Source organism: Rhizobium sp. AN80A, from assembly GCF_030053015.1.
In the GTDB taxonomy this organism is placed as follows: Bacteria; Pseudomonadota; Alphaproteobacteria; order Rhizobiales; family Rhizobiaceae; genus Rhizobium; species Rhizobium metallidurans.
Window position 1 is genome coordinate 3,616,229 of sequence record NZ_JASJPX010000003.1, and the last position, 17,788, is coordinate 3,634,016.

15 protein-coding genes, 1 pseudogene and 1 riboswitch are annotated in these 17,788 nt (G+C 64.9%); of the genes and pseudogenes, 3 read left to right on the plus strand and 13 right to left on the minus strand.

The window, feature by feature from the left end:
* Window positions 1-273: 273 nt before the first annotated feature.
* The 3 genes and pseudogenes from P3R82_RS29410 to P3R82_RS29420 form a co-directional block, all read right to left on the minus strand.
* On the minus strand, window positions 274-897 hold the full coding sequence (locus P3R82_RS29410; protein WP_183900504.1) for an outer membrane protein: 624 nt from the start codon (window positions 895-897) through the stop codon (window positions 274-276).
* 205 nt (window positions 898-1,102) lie between these two features.
* Window positions 1,103-2,669: pseudogene (locus tag P3R82_RS29415) on the minus strand (EAL domain-containing protein).
* Window positions 2,670-3,076: 407 nt separating this feature from the next.
* Complete coding sequence (locus P3R82_RS29420; RefSeq protein ID WP_283196444.1) at window positions 3,077-3,637, minus strand: histidine phosphatase family protein; 561 nt, start codon at window positions 3,635-3,637, stop codon at window positions 3,077-3,079.
* 97 nt (window positions 3,638-3,734) lie between these two features.
* Window positions 3,735-3,807, plus strand: a riboswitch (cobalamin riboswitch).
* 48 nt (window positions 3,808-3,855) lie between these two features.
* Here P3R82_RS29420 and P3R82_RS29425 point away from each other — a divergent pair.
* The gene (locus P3R82_RS29425) at window positions 3,856-4,065 is read left to right on the plus strand and encodes a CbtB-domain containing protein (protein ID WP_183900506.1); all 210 of its coding nucleotides are present in this window, start codon (window positions 3,856-3,858) and stop codon (window positions 4,063-4,065) included.
* Between the two features lie 117 nt (window positions 4,066-4,182).
* Window positions 4,183-4,929: a CbtA family protein gene (locus P3R82_RS29430; RefSeq protein ID WP_283196311.1), complete on the plus strand. Its 747-nt coding sequence runs from the start codon at window positions 4,183-4,185 to the stop codon at window positions 4,927-4,929.
* A gap of 48 nt (window positions 4,930-4,977) precedes the next feature.
* Here the strand turns inward: P3R82_RS29430 and P3R82_RS29435 are convergent, their stop codons facing one another.
* Window positions 4,978-5,667 (minus strand): helix-turn-helix transcriptional regulator, encoded by a 690-nt coding sequence (locus P3R82_RS29435; RefSeq protein WP_283196312.1) that lies wholly within the window; start codon window positions 5,665-5,667, stop codon window positions 4,978-4,980.
* A gap of 211 nt (window positions 5,668-5,878) precedes the next feature.
* The gene (locus P3R82_RS29440; RefSeq protein ID WP_183900509.1) at window positions 5,879-6,541 is read right to left on the minus strand and encodes a sulfite oxidase-like oxidoreductase; all 663 of its coding nucleotides are present in this window, start codon (window positions 6,539-6,541) and stop codon (window positions 5,879-5,881) included.
* Window positions 6,542-6,778: 237 nt separating this feature from the next.
* On the opposite strand from P3R82_RS29440, the gene P3R82_RS29445 reads away from it, so the two are divergent.
* Complete coding sequence (locus tag P3R82_RS29445) at window positions 6,779-7,951, plus strand: M20 aminoacylase family protein (protein ID WP_283196313.1); 1,173 nt, start codon at window positions 6,779-6,781, stop codon at window positions 7,949-7,951.
* 672 nt (window positions 7,952-8,623) lie between these two features.
* Here the strand turns inward: P3R82_RS29445 and P3R82_RS29450 are convergent.
* From P3R82_RS29450 to P3R82_RS29485, 8 genes are all read right to left on the minus strand, one after another.
* A complete protein-coding gene (locus P3R82_RS29450) occupies window positions 8,624-10,402 on the minus strand; it encodes an adenine deaminase (protein WP_283196314.1) in 1,779 nt (592 codons plus the stop codon).
* Complete coding sequence (locus P3R82_RS29455) at window positions 10,399-11,319, minus strand: nucleoside hydrolase (protein ID WP_283196315.1); 921 nt, start codon at window positions 11,317-11,319, stop codon at window positions 10,399-10,401. Before P3R82_RS29455 ends, P3R82_RS29450 begins: the two co-directional genes overlap by 4 nt.
* A gap of 4 nt (window positions 11,320-11,323) precedes the next feature.
* A complete protein-coding gene (locus P3R82_RS29460) occupies window positions 11,324-12,349 on the minus strand; it encodes an ABC transporter ATP-binding protein (protein WP_283196316.1) in 1,026 nt (341 codons plus the stop codon).
* Window positions 12,342-13,121, minus strand: coding sequence for an ABC transporter permease (locus P3R82_RS29465; protein WP_018902538.1), 780 nt, complete (start codon window positions 13,119-13,121; stop codon window positions 12,342-12,344). The genes P3R82_RS29460 and P3R82_RS29465 overlap by 8 nt, the downstream gene beginning before the upstream one ends.
* A complete protein-coding gene (locus P3R82_RS29470; protein ID WP_283196317.1) occupies window positions 13,118-13,960 on the minus strand; it encodes an ABC transporter permease in 843 nt (280 codons plus the stop codon). The genes P3R82_RS29465 and P3R82_RS29470 overlap by 4 nt, the downstream gene beginning before the upstream one ends.
* 72 nt (window positions 13,961-14,032) lie before the next feature.
* Window positions 14,033-15,055, minus strand: a complete 1,023-nt coding sequence (locus P3R82_RS29475; RefSeq protein WP_283196318.1) for an ABC transporter substrate-binding protein — start codon at window positions 15,053-15,055, stop codon at window positions 14,033-14,035.
* Between the two features lies 1 nt (window position 15,056).
* Window positions 15,057-16,130, minus strand: a complete 1,074-nt coding sequence (locus tag P3R82_RS29480) for a LacI family DNA-binding transcriptional regulator (RefSeq protein WP_283196319.1) — start codon at window positions 16,128-16,130, stop codon at window positions 15,057-15,059.
* Between the two features lie 160 nt (window positions 16,131-16,290).
* A complete protein-coding gene (locus P3R82_RS29485) occupies window positions 16,291-17,733 on the minus strand; it encodes an efflux transporter outer membrane subunit (RefSeq protein ID WP_283196320.1) in 1,443 nt (480 codons plus the stop codon).
* Between the last annotated feature and the right edge of the window lie 55 nt (window positions 17,734-17,788).

Genomic DNA, 17,788 nt, shown 5'->3' on the forward strand with positions numbered 1-17,788 from the left:
GTTGAATTTTATGGAAATTTTATGCGTTAGAGGTTGATAACATACTAACGGATCGGCCTGTTCACGCGGCCTTGTATTAGCCTCTTCTTACCTTCCGACGGTGAGTCGGACAAGGAAAGCGGGGCGCGATCCCCAGATATCCCACAGGTTTTTCGCGTCCGATGGTGGCTTTACGTCCCCCTGTCGAAACCGATGAGGCCTCCAGACATGGAAAAGCCCGGTGCGGGACCGGGCTCTTTCAACAGGCGGCATTCAGCCGCCAAGCATGCTGGGTCAGAACTTGATGCCGACGCCGACGGTCACGACATTCTGGTTGAAGTCGGTGTCGACGCCCAGAAGATCCTTGCTGCCGTAGTCGTTGTAGCGATATTCGACACGACCGAAGACATTGTCGGTGAAGGCGTAGTCGACGCCGGCGCCGACGGTCCAGCCGGAGAAGGTGGCGCTGTCGCTGCCGACGGGCGTATCGACACTGCCGCGGGCACCGGTCCAGCCGGCCGCGCCGTAGAGCAGGGCGCGGTCAAGCGCGTAACCGACACGGGCGCGAACCGATCCCGTCGTGTCGAACTTGTAGCTGTTGGGACCGACGTCCTCGGAATTCCAGTTGTAGGAGACGTCGCCTTCCAGACCGAGCACGATGCTGTTGTCGAGCTGCCAGTTATAGCCGGCGAAACCCGTGACCAGGCCGCCATTCATGCTGGACGAGCCGATGCCGGAGAAATCACCATTGCCCCAGGCGCCGCCGCCCTGGATACCGGTGTAGAAGCCGTTCCAGGTAAAGAGCGGCGCGGCCTGCTCGACCGGTGCGGGCGGCTGTTCCGCGACGATGTCTGCCGCCGAGGCCGACCCGGCGATCATGAGAAGCGCTGCTGACGCAGTCACGATACGAACATTCATGATAAGATCCCTCTCCTATGAATAAGGGTACACTCTTGACTGAATTGTCGGGAACCGCGGTGCCCGACCGTGGATCGCTGCATCTGGCAAGCCGAGGGCATGCCGCAGACAATGGCGCCTATGCGACCCGACGTACCAACGTCGCCACATCTTAAATGGTTCCATCACAAATAGCTAATTTTACGGCAAAAGGCCCGGTTGGTGCCTATTCGGCCGCCAAAGTCCTGTTTCTCGCGTGCAGGAAGGGGCCGATTTCGTCGGCGGGCATCGGCCTGCCGAAGAGATAGCCCTGGCCGACATCGCAGCCGAGCTCGAGCAGGTGGTTGAGCTGTCGCGGCTCCCTCGATGCCTTCGGCGGTGGTCTTGATGTTGAGGCTGAGGCCGAGCGCGAGCATGGCCCGCACGATCTTTTCCTGGCGCTCGTCGTCGCGATAGGTGGCGGTGAAGCTCTTGTCGATCTTGATCTTGTCGAAGCGGTAGTTGGCGAGCTGCGACAGGCTGGAATAGCCCGTTCCGAAATCGTCGAGCGCGATCTGCACGCCGGCATCGTGCAATTCGTCGAGGACGGCGGCGGCGCTGGAGGGGTCCTGGATCAGGGCGTTTTCGGTGATCTCGATTTCGAGGCGGTGGGCCGGCAGGCCGTTTACCGTCAGCGCCTTGAAGATGCGCGCCGTCAGCAGGCGGTCCTCCATCTGCACCGGCGAGACGTTGAACGACAGCGTGATGTGATCGTCCCAGGCGAGTGCATCATGACAGGCCTGGCTGAGCAGATCCTCGAACAGGACGGTGATCAGCCCGGTCTCCTCGGCGATGCCGATGAAGACCGAAGGCGGAATGCTGTTGCCTTCGTCGTCGGTCCAGCGGGCGAGCGCCTCGAAGCCGCAGACCTCGTCGGTCTTCAGATCGATCAGCGGCTGATAGAACGGGCGGATCGCCTTGTCCTTGATCGCCAGGCGCAGCTTGGCTTCCAGCGAGGCGCGCAGCGCGACCTTGTCGCGCATCCATGCCTCGAAGGCCAGATAGTTGTTCGGGCCGCGCGATTTGGCCTCGTACATGGCGAGGTCGGCGCGGTGGGCGGTGTCTTCCAGCCGTTCGCCCTGTTGCCAGCGGTCGTAACCGACGCTGGCGCCGACTTCGACGGCGAAGCCGTTGATGTGGATCGGGCGCGTCACGGCCTGGATCAAAAGCCGCGACAGGCGCTCCTCGTGCTGCGACGACAGGCCGGTCGCGACGATGATGAATTCGTCGCCGCCGAAACGATAGACGGAGTCGGCGCTGCCGATGGCGCAGATCCGCTTGGAGACCTCGACCAGCAGCGCATCGCCGCCATTGTGGCCGATCAGGTCGTTGACTTTCTTGAAACCGTCGAGATCGACGCAGAAGACGCTGACGTTGCGCGCCCATTCCTCGCTGTATTCGTCGATCTGCGCGCGCCGGTGCAGGAGCACGGCGCGCTCGAAGGCATAGCGGTTGGGAAGCTTGGTCAGGTGGTCATGCGTCGCGGTCCAGTCGGCCCTGGCTTCCGCCTTGGCGCGCAGGTCCATTTCCTTGCGAAGATCGGTGATGCGCAGGACGGAATAGACGAAGCTCATCGTGCCGCCGACGGCGAGCGCCAGCACCAGCTTGTCGGCGCCGTAGTTATCGAATTGCTGGACGAACCAGGCGAGCAGTTCGCCGAATTCCAGCAGCGCTCCCACGACCCACAGGGCCGCGCCAAGCACCACGAGGGACAGCCACTGCCGTCCGGCTCTGCTCCGGAAAAATGCCGGCATGCTCCCACTCCATCTCCACCTTCAAGAGATATAGCATGGAAGTCTAAAGTATCCGTTGAAACTAGGAGGTGACTTCTAGTTATCCTCACCTACCCATAGGCGTATCTCGATCTGTTGAAATACCTGCCTCAAGGGAGAGGAAACGGGCGAACGCAGTCGTTCGCCCGCTGTCCGCATGGTCTACAGTCGCATCAGTATGGACACGGTGACAGCAAGGCACAGGAAGATCGCGCCGCCGGTGAGCCGCATGAGGCGCGTGCGTCTCAGCCGCGCCCCGTTCCAATCGTAAGACATGGTCAGGCCTCCTTTTACGAAGGATTATCACCTGGAAATGCCAGGCGAATTAGCTTTCGCGCAATTGGCTTGCGCAAGGCTTATCTAAATTTCAAGATGTGAAATCTCCGCGTCTACACGCGATCGAAGCGCAGCGACCAGCGTGCGCCGTTGCTGGTCATTTCGATGGCTGAAAGCGGTTCGACGTCGATATGCCAGAAGGAGGACAGCGGTGCCGCAAGGGCGATCAGGGCCGCGACCCTGATGACGGGGGCGTGGCTGACGGCGATCACCTGGCCGCCCTGCGCGGACTGCGCCCGCATCCACGGCTCGACGCGGTCCCTCAGCGCGCGGATGCTCTCGCCGCCGTGCGGGGCCGCGTCGGTATCGGTCAGCCATTCGGACAGGGCGTGCGGCTCGCTCTCGTGCAGCGCCGCGATCGGCTGCCCGGCCCAGCGGCCGTAATCGCAGTCGGACAAGGCCGGAACGACGCCTGCGTCCAGCCCGAGGGCGTCGGCGGTCTGGCGGGCGCGGAGCGCCGGGCTGGTGAAGACGCGCTCGGCGCGCGGCATTCGCGAGGCCAGCGCCCGGCCCCCGGCGATCGCCTTCTCCTCCAGCGCTTCGTCGAGCGGGAAACGCGCTTTCCGGATGGCGTCGGTGGCGCCGTGGCAGATGAAGGTGAGGCGCGTCATCACGCTTGCTGTTCTCCTCGTCATCGAGGCGCCGCCCGCCCTGTGTGACAGTGCGTTGACAGGCCCGGGGTCGCAGCTATATCGTCGATTCCGTAGGTTTGGAAGCCGGTGAAATTCCGGTGCGGTCGCGCCACTGTGATCAGGATGAGGATACCTCAGACTGGAAGTCAGACCCTACCCACGAACATTCTCGACTGAACGCGTTATTCCAGGAGGAATTCATGTCTCGTACCACGCTCGCGCCCACTTCGGTGGCCGCACCCATTCCCGTCGGCGACATCCTGCCATGGGCCATTTTCGGCGGCCTGCTGATGCTGATCGCCATCTATTTCGTCGGCACCGAAGAAGGCGCGATGGCGCTGTTCGACGGCATGTATGTGCACGAATTCGTACATGACGGCCGACACCTTCTCGGCTTCCCCTGCCACTAAAGCGTGTCGCGATCCGCAGGGTTCGCTCGTTACGCTTCAAGTCTTTGTTTTGTCGCATGTCGTTGCCGCAAAAGCGCTGCACGCTTTCGCGCGACATGCTTTGAGGGAGTTTGAGATATGGTTGGAAAACTTTTGCTTCGCGGCATGCTGGCGGGCCTGATCGCCGGCGTCCTTGTGTTTGCCTTCGCCCACACCTTCGGCGGGCCGCTCGTCGATCAGTCGATCGCTATCGAGGAAGCAGCGGCGCAAGCCGCGGGCGAGGCGCCGGAACCGGAATTGTTCAGCCGGACCGTACAGGTGGGCATTGGCCTGTTCATCGCGGTCACGGCCTACGGCATGGCCATCGGCGGCATTTTCGCGCTGATCTTCACCTTCGTGCAGGGCCGCGTCAGCAGCCTTGGCGCGCGGGCGACCTCGGCCGCCATCGCGGCCCTGGCCTTCGTTGCCATCGTCATCGTGCCCGCCATCAAGTATCCCGCCAATCCGCCCGCGGTCGGCCGTCCCGAGACCATCGAGGTCAGGACCCAGCTGTTCTTCCTGATGATCGTGGTGTCGATCGCCGCGCTGGTTGCCGCGATCGTCCTTGCCCGGCGGCTTTCGCCCAGGCTCGGAGCGTGGAATGGCGCGATCGCGGCCGGATTTGCCTATGTCCTGTTCATCGGCGCGGTGCTCTATCTTCTGCCTGCGATCAACGAGGTGCCGGATAACTATCCGGCGATGCTCCTCTGGCGGTTCCGCACCACCTCGATCGGCATGCACGCGATCCTCTGGACGGTGATCGGCCTTGCCTTCGGGGCGCTTGCCGAACGCAAGCTCTCGGCCGCGCCGGGTGTTCGCCGCGCGTCCGCGCCGGTTCTTCGCTAAGGAGAAGGCAAAGCCCCGGTCCGCCGGGGCTTTGCCTTGCCTAAACATCTAGTTCCGGTCGGTCTCGCGGTGCAGGTGCATCGCCACCAGCATGGCGGTGAGGTGCACCGTGTTCTTGGCGCCGTAGCGTTCCTTCATCCGCTCCAGCCTGTGCTCGACCGTGCGGTGGGAGATGCCGAGTTCGCTGGCGATCTGCTTGGCGGTCGCGCCCTCGGCCAGCAGCTGCACGACGGCTTCGTCGGTGACGTCGAGCTTGGCCTGCCGCTCGGGCGCGTTGAACATGAAGCGGCCATTGGTGACGGTGAGCAGCCAGGCCGGTCGCGCCTCGGTCGTCCTCTGCGGCAGCACCATGCGCTCGTAGGCGATGTCGACGCCGAGCAGCCTTGTCTTGACCATTTCCATCGACGGCTTCTGCGAGGCGATCACCTCGCGATAGCGCGGAATGACCGCCGTCTCCATGTAGCTGCGATCCTTGAAGTCGCCGATGCGCTGGTTCGCGAAGAGCTTGTTGATGTTAAGGATGCGGGACGCGAAGCCGGAGGAGCGGACGACCCGCAGCTGCCAGTCCATCGGATCGTCGCCCTCGAGCACGATGATCGTCAGACGCATCTTGAGCGTCAGCAGGTCGAGCGCGTCGCGATAGACGGCGTCCGGCGTGCCCGGCTGATGCGGAGACGTACTCAGCCAGGCGTCGAGAAGCTTCTGCGTGACGGTGTGAAACGACGTGTCCTTGGTCATCAACTCAGGCGTGAAATGTGCGACAGGTTATCCGAACAACCCAGGATGGGTTCATGCGGTGCACCATTCTGCGGCCAACTTACACTAAAGGATCCGTTTGAACAGAATGTTCAATGTAGAGGCGAGTAAATCTTTGCGTAAGACGCGAGGGAATGCGCGTTAAACGCGCTTGTCCCCGGCAGGCGTGCGCGGCTTAACCAACGCCAGGCGATCAGTCGTCGGCATAGCGCTGTTCGCGCCAGGGGTCGCCATACATGCTGTAGCCGTTACGCTCCCAGAAGCCGGCCGCGTCCGCCGGCATGATGTCGATGCGGCGCAGCCACTTGGCGCTCTTCCACAGATAGAGGTGCGGCACGATCAGCCGCATCGGGCCGCCATGTTCGCGGCTCAGCGGCAGATCCTCCCAGGAGGTGGCGAGAATGGCGTCTTCGGCGGCGAAATCGGCAAGCGGCAGGTTGGTCGTATAGCCGTCATAGCTGGTCAGCATGACGTGGGTCGCTTCCGCCTTCGGCATGGCGAGGTCGAGAAGATCGCGCGTGGCGACGCCCTTCCACTTGTTGTCGTAGCGCGACCATGTCGTCACGCAGTGAATGTCGGATACCCTGGTGGTCTGTTCCAGCGCCTGAAAGGCGGTCCAGCCGAGATCGAGCGGGGTCTCGACCAGCCCGCCGACCTGCAGCCGCCATGTGTCGGTGGAGACAACAGGCTGTTCGCCGAGGTCGAGCACCGGCCAGTTCTTGACGAGATGCTGGCCGGGCGGTAGCCGGTCGGTCTCAGGCCTACTCGTGCGGCCGGTCAGGAACTTGCCTTCGTCGGCCCAGCGGCGCTTCGAATTGGTGAGCTTGCTATCGGCGGGGATCTGGTCGTCGCTCATGGTGCGGCCTTTCGCGTTGAAGGGATTACGTCACCCGAGCGCGGTTGCTGTCAAGTTGTCGTGCGACGCCGGAAATTCTCCACGCGTTCACAAACGTGGGAGATCGGCGGCAACGGCGCCGCACACGCCAATGCTGCACTCGCGAAAGGTTGAATTCGCCGCTCCTTTGCCTGATAGATAACCTCTCTGACGGGCGCTGCCCTGGCGCCTGACTGCATTTACGGGATCGTCCATCGCATGCCTATTTCCGCCGAGATCGAAGCCGATCTGCCGTTCCTCACCGCGCTGCGCCGCGACCTGCACGCCCATCCGGAACTCGGATTCGAGGAGGTGCGGACGAGCGAGATCGTCGCCAAACTTTTGGACGAGGCGGGCATCAAGGTTCATCGCGGGCTCGGCGGCACCGGCGTCGTCGGCACGCTGCAGGTCGGCAACGGCACGCGCCGCATCGGGCTTCGCGCCGACATGGATGCGCTCGCCATGCCCGAGCTTGCCGATCGGCCCTACAAGTCGACCGTTCCGGGCAAGATGCACGCCTGCGGCCATGACGGGCATACGACGATGCTCCTTGGCGCCGCCCGGCATCTGGCGGCCACGCGCGGCTTTTCCGGCACCGTGCATTTCATCTTCCAGCCGGCCGAGGAGGGACGCGGCGGGGCGAAGCGGATGGTGGAGGACGGACTGTTCGAGCTCTTCCCCTGCGACGCCGTTTTCGGGCTGCACAACATGCCGGGCCTTGCGGTCGACGAGATGGCCGTGGTCGCCGGGCCGCAGCTGGCCTCTTCCGACAGCTGGCGCGTCACCTTCCGGGGGACCGGCACGCATGGCGCCAAGCCGCATCTCGGCCGCGATCCGATCACGGCCGCCGGCACGTTCCTCTCGTCGCTGCAGACCATCGTCGGCCGCGTCGTCGATCCGCTGCAGCCGGCCGTCGTCAGCGCCTGCTCGCTGCAGGCGGGCGACCCCAAGGCGCTCAACGTTATCCCTGACATTGTCGAGATCGGCGGCACGGCGCGCGCCTATTCGCCCGATGTCCGCGACCAGCTCGAGCACGAGATCGGCCGGCTGGCGGAGGGCACGGCAGCGATGTTCGGCATTGCCGCCGATTACGGCTTCGAACGGCGCATTCCGCCTGTCGTCAACGATACCAACGCAACGGAGCGGGCGCTGGCTGCGGCTTCAGACGTATTCGGCGAGAAGGTGGTGACACACTTCCCGCCCTCGACGGCCGGCGACGACTTCGCCTTCTTCGGGCAGCAGGCGCCGGGCTGCTACGTCTGGCTCGGCAACGGCCCGGCGGTGGATGGGGCGCTGCATCACAATACGGCTTACGATTTCAACGATGACGCGATCGGGCCGGGCGTGGCGTTCTGGACGCGGCTGGTGGAGCGGGAGTTGGCTGCGGGGTGAGGGGTGTCGCTTGCGGCGGGCGGGCAAAATTTAATGCCGCGCGCCACAAATATCGTTTGGCAATCAGCGCCTTGGCCGAAATCGTCGCGCTCATTCATCCCCGTCATCCGGTGTCGCTCCACAATGGCCACGTCATCGGACAGGGAGCCGGGTTCGCGAACCGGTAACGCCAGGTTTGGTATCCGGCCTTCGATGATGGTCGCCACAGGTGGATCAAGGGCTGTCAGGGCCTGATATCCATCCGGCAAGGAAAGGCCGAGAGACGCTCCTGTCGGCCCGGACGAACCGGAAACCCAGACGCGATCGGGCAGGCGGAAATGCCTGATACCCATACTATCCATACGATGCCGCCTGCCCATTCCCTTTTTTGGGGATACGCCAGCCGACCGTCGCCGGGCCTTGCTCGGGCGCGGGGTTTTGTGGTGTGCATATTGCTGGAGTAGCACCGTTTGCGCCCGTGGCCCCCTCATCGCCTCGCTGTCGCTCCGGCACTTCTCCCCGCTGGGGCGAAGGGGCTGGGCGCACCGGCGCGCCCAATCTTGACGTCCTTTTCGCAAACGAGAAAGATCTGGGCGAGTGGCCACCGCGAGTCTCTTCTCCCCCGCGGGAGAAGGTGCCGGCAGGCGGATGAGGGGGCCACGCGGCACGCCGCCAACCATCCTCAACGGCCCCCTACAACACCTCAATCACCGGCGTCTCCATCACCCGTCCCGTCAGCACATCGGCGATCCCGCGATCCGTCTGGTGCGGGCCGAGGTTGCAGGCGAGGGTGGCGCCGAAGCAGGCCTTGAAGACGAGGTAGGGCGGCCTCCAGTCGACGACGTCTTCCATGGCGCGGCGTACGGCGCGGAAGGTTTCCGCCGTTTGTTCGAGCGGGGCCTCGGTGACGAGGCCGGAGAGCGGGAGCGGCAAGAGCACCTTGATCTCGCCGTCCTGCACCACCGCCATGCCGCCGCCGGCCGCGATCACGGCGTTGGCGGCGATGGTCATGTCGGCGACATTGCCGCCGAAGACGGTGAGGTTGTGGCTGTCGTGCGAGACCGTGGTGCAGAAGGCGCCGCGCCATGTGCCCCAGCCGGTGAGGAAGCCGATGCGCGGGCGGGCGTCGACCTTGCCGTGGCGGTGGACGACGGAGATCATCGCGCTGCCCTCGGGCGGGACGACGTAACCGTCCTCGACGGCGGTTTCGGCTTGCGCCCACTCAGTGAAGCGCGGGCGGTCGATGGTGGCGACGCGGACGCGGCTGCCTTCGGAGGGGATGCGGAAATCGTTCTCGGTCAGCGCCTCGAGCTTGACGGAGTGCTGCAGCGGCGTGCTGTCGACGGCGGGCAGGTCGACCGCCATCTTGCCGTCGCGCGAGACGAGGCGGCCGTTGGCGAAGACGGCGGATGTTTCGAACTCGGTGAAATCCCTGAACAGCACGATATCGGCGCGGCGGCCGGCGGCGATGAGGCCGAGGTCGGGGCGGCGCAGGCGCTGGGCGGCGTTGAAGGTCGCGGCGCGCAGCGCCCATTCGGGCTTCATGCCGTAGCTGACCAGACGGCGCACGACGTCATCGAGGCCGCCGCAGTAATGGAGCTCGTCGGGGAAGACGTCGTCGGTGCAGAGCGTCACGGTGGACGGCAGGTGGCCGATGCCATCAAGCGCCGCCACGAATTCGCGCAGCAGGTGATCGTGAGAGCCGCGCAGCTCGATGGTCAGGCCGGCGGCGAGCTTCAGCAGGAGATCGTCGGCCGAGGTGAGCTCGTGGTCGGAGGTGACGCCCGCCGCCATGAAGGCGTTGAGGTCGCTGCCGTCAAGTCCACGCGCGTGGCCGCAGACCAGCTTGCCGGATGCAAGGCCGGCATTGACGATGCCGGTCATGCGCGGATCGCCGTCGATGACGCCCCGCATGTTCATGACTTCGGCAACGCCGCCGATCTCGGGCCGGCGCAGCAATTCCGATATGACGGAAGCGTCGAAATCGGCACCCGCGACCTCGAGGCCGGGCGCCGAGGGAACGCAGGAGGGGGCAAGCAGGATGGTGCGGAGGGACAAGCCGCGCGTTGCCTCGATCGACCAGCGCACGCCATCGATGCCGTGGACATTGCCGAATTCGTGCGGGTCCCAGACGACAGTCGTGACGCCGCGCGGCAGGACGGCGGCGGCATAGGCCGATGGCGTCACCATCGAGCTTTCGATGTGCATGTGGGTATCGATCAGGCCGGGTGCGATGATGCTGCCACGGGCGTCGATCGTTTCATGGGCGTCCTTGCGGCTTAGCGGCGCGTGCACGCTTGCGATCAGCGGGCCGACGAGGCCGATATCGGCGTCGCGGATCAGGCCGGTGACGACGTCGAGCAGCTGGCCGCCCGTGATCAACACGTCGAAGGGCGCATCGCCGCGCGCGGCGGCAACGGCGCGGGCGCGGAGCTTGGGATCGCTGAGGTCCATTGGTTCCAACTGGCTCATCGGGCGGCCTCCTGCTGGAGCGCGCCGAGGATGATGGCGCGGGCGGCCTCGCTGTCGATCTCGACGGCGTAGTCGGCATTCGGCTTGACGTGGCTGGCGCGGGTTTCGACGACGGTGCGGCCGCGCGTGAGCTTGCCCTGCAGCTCGACGTCGATGCGGGCTGCGCGGAAGGTGACGATATCAGGGTGGGCGAAGGCGACGGCGGCGCAGGGGTCGTAGATCGCCATGCCCAAGCGGCCACGGCTGGTGCCGATGCCGATATAGCCGTCGAGGAAATCGGCCAGCATCTCGGCGTTGGCGCCGCCGGCCTTGCGGATCGGGGCGACGTCATCGGGGACGGCGATGACCTTGCGGCAGAGGTCGAGATCGACCATGCGCAGCGGCAGGCCGGAGGCGATGACGATCGCCAGCGCCTCGGGATCGGCCAGCGCGTTGAACTCGGCCGATGCCGTGTGGTTTCCTGATGTGACGCCGCCGCCCATCCAGGTGAGCTCGGTGATGCGGGCGGCAAGATCGGGGCGGGCGAGCGCAAGGGCCGCGATATTCGTCAGCGGGCCGAGTGCCAGGATGCGGTGCGGACCGTCCTGCTCGAGCCAGTCGCAGAGCGCGGTGAAGGCGCAGCTGTCGGGCAGCGCGGCGGCTTCGGGCAGCGTCTTGCCCGATGTCGGGATGCCCGTATCGCCGAGGATGGCCTGGGCGGTCTCGATCTCCCCAAGCACGGCTGAGGCACGGCCGGAGTGGATCGGGAAGGTCCAGCCGAAGGCCTTTGCGGCGCCGGCTGCGTTTCTGCGTACCTGCGGCAGCGGCGTGTTGCCGAAGACCAGCGAGACGCCCGCGATGTCGAGCTTGGCATGTTCAACCACCAGAATGGCGGCGATGTCGTCGAAGCCCATGTCGGTGTCGATCCAGACGCCCATGATATTACCTGTAGCGAGAGAGTGGGGCAGCGGCCGCGAGCGGCAGATCGAAAGAAAGCGTGGAGCCGATGGAGTGGCTCGGCTCGCCGGCATCGACCTCGGCCTTGATGGGGCCGAGCGGCGTGTCGAGCAGATATTCTCTGACGTTGCCGGCAAACGAGGTGCCGCGCACGGTGCCCTGGAAAGGACCTGAACCAAGGATCACCATGCGCGGACGCCAGGCCAGGCCTTTGGCGGCCTGTGGCACTGGAGCGGAAAGCTCGACGAGTGAGTTGGATGTCGCGAGCTTGCCGTTTTCCAGCGCAAAGACGTTTTCGAAGCCGACGAAATCGGCGACGAAGGCCGAGACGGGCTTGTTGTAGATTTCCTCCGGCGTGCCGATCTGCTCGATGCCGCCGTTCAGCATCACCACGATCCGGTCGGCGAGCGCCAGCGCCTCGATCTGGTCGTGGGTGACGAAGATCATCGTGACGCCGGTCTCCTTCTGGACGCGCTGCAGCTCGGCGCGCATTTCCAGGCGCAGGCGAGCGTCGAGATTGGAGAGCGGCTCGTCGAGAAGCAGCACCTTCGGCTCCATCACCATGGAACGGGCAAGCGCCACGCGCTGCTGCTGGCCGCCGGAAAGTTCGCCGGGCTTGCGGGCGGCGAAACTGGCGAGGCCGACGGACTTGATACCTGCGGTTACTCTTGCATCGAGATCCTGGCCGTTGATGCCCTTGAGGCGCAGGCCGAAGGCGACGTTTTCGTAGACGGTCAGATGCGGAAACAGCGCGTAGGACTGGAAGACCAGGCCGACATTGCGCTTGTTGGCCGAGACGCGGGTGATGTCGGCGCCATCCAGCGTGATGCGGCCGGAGGCCGGGTTGAGCAGGCCGGCGATGGAGCGCATCGTCGTGGTCTTGCCGCAGCCGGAGGGGCCAAGGAGGGCGACGAGCTCGCCCTTTTTGATCGAGAGATCTAGATCCTTCACCGCGACCGTATCGCCGTAGGCAAGCGTGAGCTTGTCGAGTTGCAGATAGGTGTCAGACATAGCGAGAGAACCCCAGGAAGCGTTCGGCAAGGAAGACGATGCCGATGGACAGGAAGGCGAGCAGCGCCGAAAGGGCGGCGATCGACGGGTCGTAGGTGGTTTCCATGTAGCCCAGCATGTCGATCGGCAGGGTGCGGACGCCGGGACCTGAGAGGAAGAGCGAGACAGGCACCTGGTTGAAGCTGGTGACGAAGCCGAGGATGAAGGCGGCGAGGATGCCGCCGCGGATGTTCGGCATCACCACGCGGAAGAAGGCGCCTGATCGCGACGAGCCGAGCAGGACCGCCGCTTCCTCGATATCGGAGCGCAGGTTGTTGAGGCTGGCGGAGACGACGCGCACGGCATAGGGCAGCACGAGTGCGGTGTGCGCGAAGAACAGCGCCAGCGTGATGTTGAAGCCGAAGGGCACGACCAGATAGCGCAGCAGTGCCAGGCCGACGATGATCCCCGGCACGATGATCGGCAGCGAGACGATGGTGCGGATGGTTTCGGCGCCCGGCAGCTTGTAGCGCGACAGCGCGTAGGCGGCGGGGATGCCGAGGACGAGGGCCGCCAGCGTGCCGCCGACGGCAAGCAGCATCGACATGGCGAAACTGTCGCGGAAGCTGTCGATGGTGAAGACCTTGAAGACCCAGCGCAGCGACAGGCCCTGCGGCGGGAAGGCCAGTGTATCGCCGGCAGACAGCGAGGCGGCGATGATGATGAAGAAGGGGCCGATCAGGAAGATCAGCAACAGGCCGAGCACCAGCGGCGAGAGGATGCGGGATGTCATCGCTTGTTCCTCCCGCTCGCGTTTCTGGCGGTGGCCAGGCGCTTCAACAGGATGTTGGCGGCGAAGCTCATGACGATCAGCATGAAGGCGATGACGCTGGCGGCGACGAAGTCGTTGGCGACGGAGACCTGCTGGTAGAGCAGCGTCTCCAGCATCAGCACCTTGGAGCCGCCGAGCACGGCGGGGGTGATATAGGCGGTGAGCGAGCCCGTGAAGACGAGCGTGCCGCCGACGACGAGGCCTTCGCGGGTCAGAGGGAGGATCACCTTCCAGAACACCTGGAACCAGTTGGCGCCGAGCACGCGGGCGGCGGGAATGGCGTCCTTCGGCATGTTTTCGAGCGCGCTGATCAGGGACAGGATCATCAGCGGCAGGAAGAGCTGCAGCAGGCCGATGAAGACGGCCGTCTCGGTGAAGAGCAGGCGCAGCGGCGTATCGCTGAGGCCGAGGCCCTGGATTGCCTGGTTGACGATGCCCGTGCGGCCGAGGATGACGATCCAGGCATAGGTGCGGGCAACAGGCGAGATCATCAGGGGGAGGGTGACGAGGCCGATCATCCGGCCCTTGCCCTTGGGCGGCAGGTTGACGATGGCGAATGCCGCCGCGTAGCCGATGACGGCGGAGACGGCGGTCACTTCGAGGCCGAGCTTCAAGGTGCGCAGGAAGACCGTGCGGTTCAGCGATTGCGAGAAGAAGCCGGTATAGGCGCTGAGCGTCCAGCTGCCGTCGATGCGGAAGCCTTCGGAGAGAAGGATGACGACGGGCAGCAGGAAGACCAGCGCGGCGAACAGGGCCGCGGGCAGGGCAAGCGCCAGGGCTTCCGTGCGGTTTTGAAACATGAGGCGTCTTTCAGAGCAATCGCATGACGCGGCTCCGGATGGTGCCGGAGCCGTCCTGATGGTGGCTGGCCGTTACTGGCCGACCGTGTCGTTCCATTCCTTCAGCCAGCCGGCGCGGTTGTCGAGGGCGGCGGCGGACGGGATGAGCTTGAGGTTCCTGACCGTGTCCTCGCCGTAGGTGAGGTTGTTGGCGGCCTCGTCGGAAACCTTCACTTGACTGTTGGCCGGGCTGTCGACCAGCTTTTCGGCGAGCTTGGTCTGGGTCTCGGTGGAGAGCCAGAAATCCATGAACTGCAGCGCGAGGTCCTGGTTCTTCGAGCCCTTGGTCATGACCATGACGTTCATGCCGCCGGTCTGGCCTTCCTTGGGGGTCGCCCAGGCAACGGGCACGTCGAGCTTGGTGAAGCCCGCCCAGGAGAAGCGGCCGATCGGGGCGGCCCAGATTTCTTCCTGCTGCATCAGCTGTACCAGCTGCGAAGACTTCTCGTAGAAGGTGACGATGTCGTCCTTCTTTTCGCCGACGGCCGCGATCGGCGCCTTCAGGTCGGGGTTGTCCTGGCCGAGTGCCAGGCCAAGCATGTAGAGCGCCGGCGGGCCCTGGTTGGTGGTGACATTAGGGAAGGCGACGTGGCCGACATATTTGGGCTTCAGGAGGTCGGCCCAGCTCTCGATCTTCATCTTGTCGGAGCGGTAGGCGATAGACGTGGCGTAGAAGGTGTATCCGACGCTCATGCCGTCGCCGTTCGGATCCTTGGCGAGATCGTAGAGCTTGTCGAAATTGGTGAGCTTCGACGTGTCGATCTTGTCGATCAGGTCCTTGCGGGTGGCCGACAGCGCATCGGCCATCGATACGACGGCCATGTCGACGACGGGGTTGGCCTTGTTGGCTTCCATCTTCGCCAGGCGCTCGACGCTGTTGCCGGTTTCGACCACCAGCTTGCAGCCGCACTTGGCTTCGAAGGGGGCGTAGACGATCGACTTGAAATCATCCTGCGCGAAGGCATAGACGGAGATCGTGAGCGTCTTTTCCTGAGCGCTGGCTGCGACCGGCGTCAGGGCAAGAAGGGCCGCCGAGGCGATGAGGGCATGCTTCATATCAGGAGGTCTCCGTTTGAGAGGCTCGTTTGGCCGGGTCGACTTTGGTGGGGTCGCCGTTACCCGGGGCGATGGGCCCCGACGACTGGCGAATGATGAGCTGCATGGGCACCCGGTCGGTGTCGGCACCGACCAGCATGCCTTCGCGGCTGCCGCTCGTCTGAATGGTTTTCAGCAGCGAGGAGATGGCGATATCGGCGATCGTCGCCATGTCCATCGCCACCGTCGTCAGGCCAGGGGTGATGACAGGGGAGAAAATCAGGTCGTCGAAACCGGTGACGCTTGCCATGTCGGGAACAACGATGCCGTCGCGTTGCAGTTCGGTGAGCGCCCTGAGCGCCTGAAGGTCGGACAGCGCGGCGAAGGCGGTGTAGCCTTCGCGGACCTTCTCGGCGAGGCCGAGCGTGCAGCCGGTGCCGTGCTCACGCTCCAGGCGCTCGATCCACAGCGTGGAGGAGTGCATGTCGGGTCGCAATCCGGAGCGGATGCCGCCGACGCGGTCGTTCTGGACGTTGGATTCCGGGTTGTTGCCGATGACGAGGATGCGCTTGTGGCCGAGTTCGGCCAGGTGGTCGGCGATGTCGCGGCCGCCCTGCCAGTGATCGGCGGCCACCGTGTTTCCCGGCGTCGAGGCAGTGTCGATGACGGCGACCGGACAGCTGGCGGCGGAGATGCGGGTGGCGCGGCGCGGGACGATGACAAGGCCCTCGACGCCGCGCTCGACCAGCCGGTTGATGGCCTCGGTCTGCGCGGTGATGTTGCCGCGCGAGTCGGCGATGAGGACGCCGTAGCCGGCCGACGTCGCGGCGAATTCGATGGCCTGCGCCAGTTTCGGGAAGAGAGGATTGGCGATATCGGGCAGTACCAGGCCGATCACGCCGCTGCGGCCGGTGCGCAGCGCGCGCGCCGCCTGGCTGGGGACGTATCCAAGTTCGGCGGCGTGTTCCCTGATACGCTCGGCGAGCTGTTCGGATACGCGACCCTTGCCCGAGAGCGCGTTCGACACGGTCGCGACGGAGACGCCAAGCGACGTTGCGATCCTGCTCAGATTGGGTCCCGGTCGGGCTGTGGGCATGATATTCGACGGATTGGATTAATCGTTTAACCAATGCGTACATGACGACAGCGGTGTTGTCGAATCCAATCTTGCGCCGCTTTGTGATTTTCCGCAATCACGCGCATCGCGGAAACAAAAAAGCCCCGGCGAACCGGGGCTTTGTGTGATTGCGGTGGTCTCAGCCCGCCTTCGCGGTGCTTGCCTTGGCGGCGACCGGCTTGGGGGCGGTTGCTCCGCCCGGGTTGTAGCCGCCGCCGATGGCGACGTTGAGCGAGACGTAGTCGATGGCCATCTGCTGGACGGCGGCGGCCAGGCTTGCCTGGGCCAGCGACACCTGACGCTGGGCGTCGAGAACGTCGAGCAGCGAGGAGGCGCCGTCCTTGTAGCTGGCGGTCGACAGGTCGAGCGTTTCCTGGGTCGTCTTGACCTGGGCACGCAGCGCGGCCACCGTCTGGGCGTCGCGGCGAACCGCCGACAGCGCGTTTTCCACTTCCTCGACCGCCTGCAGGACCGTCTGCTTCCAGGCGAGGTACTGGGTCTTGGCGTCGGACTTGGCTATGTCGACATTGGCGCGCAGGCGGCCGCCGTCGAAGATCGGGAGCGTCAGCGTCGGGCCGAACGACCAGCTGGTCAGGCCACCATTGGCGCCGACAGGGCGTATATAGCTCGGCGAGATCGAGCCGGAGAGCGAGATCGACGGATAGAGCTGCGACATGGCAACGCCGATATTGGCGGTGGCGGCGGCGAGATTGCGCTCGGCGACGCGGATGTCGGGACGGTTGCGGATCAGGTCGGCGGGAACGCCGGAGACGATGCCGGCGCGGAAGACCGGCTGGGGACCGGCGCGCTGCAGGTCCGCGACCATCGAGCCGGCCGGCTTGCCGAGCAGGGTGGCGATGCGGTGGGCGGCGATGCGGAAGCTGGTTTCCAGGCCCGGGATTTCAGCCTGGGTCGACTGCACCAGACCTTCCGCCTGCACGACGTCGAGACGCGAGGCGGCGCCGGCATCGAGCTGGAACTTGGTCAGGTCGTAGGTTTCCTGGCGCGACTTCAGGTTGGCTCTCGAGAGCGCGATGCGCTCCTGATAGTAACGGGCGTTGATGTAGGAGTTCACCAGATCCTGGAGATAGGTGAGCTTGGCGACGTCGGCGGTCGAGTAGGCGGCGTCGAGCGAGGCCTGGGCGCTTTCCTTGGAACGGCGATACTGGCCGAACAGGTCGAGCAGCCAGGAGACGTTGGCGTTGGCGCCGGTCGTGTTGGTGGCGGCCTTGGTGGTGGCCAGCGAGCCGAGGTCGCCGCTCGTGGTGTTCGATGCACCGACCACAAGGCTCGGCAGCGAGCCCGCACCGGCGACGGTGACGCCGGCGGCGGCGGCATTGATGCGCTCCAGCGACTGCTGGATCGACAGGTTCTCGCTCAGGCCCTCGGTGACCAGGGCGTTCAGTCGCGTGTCGCGATAGGCGGTCCACCAGGCAACCGTCGAGACGTCGCCATCGGGCTTGGCCGCGCCCTCATTGAACTTCGCCGGAAGAGGCATCTCCGGGGGAACATGGTCCGGGCCACTCACACAGCCCGTGAGCAATAGCAAAAATGCCGGAGCGGCAAAACGAAAAGACGCCATTAACTATCTTCCTGTAACTCGACCAAAAAATTCATTCATGTCAGAAGCGATCATG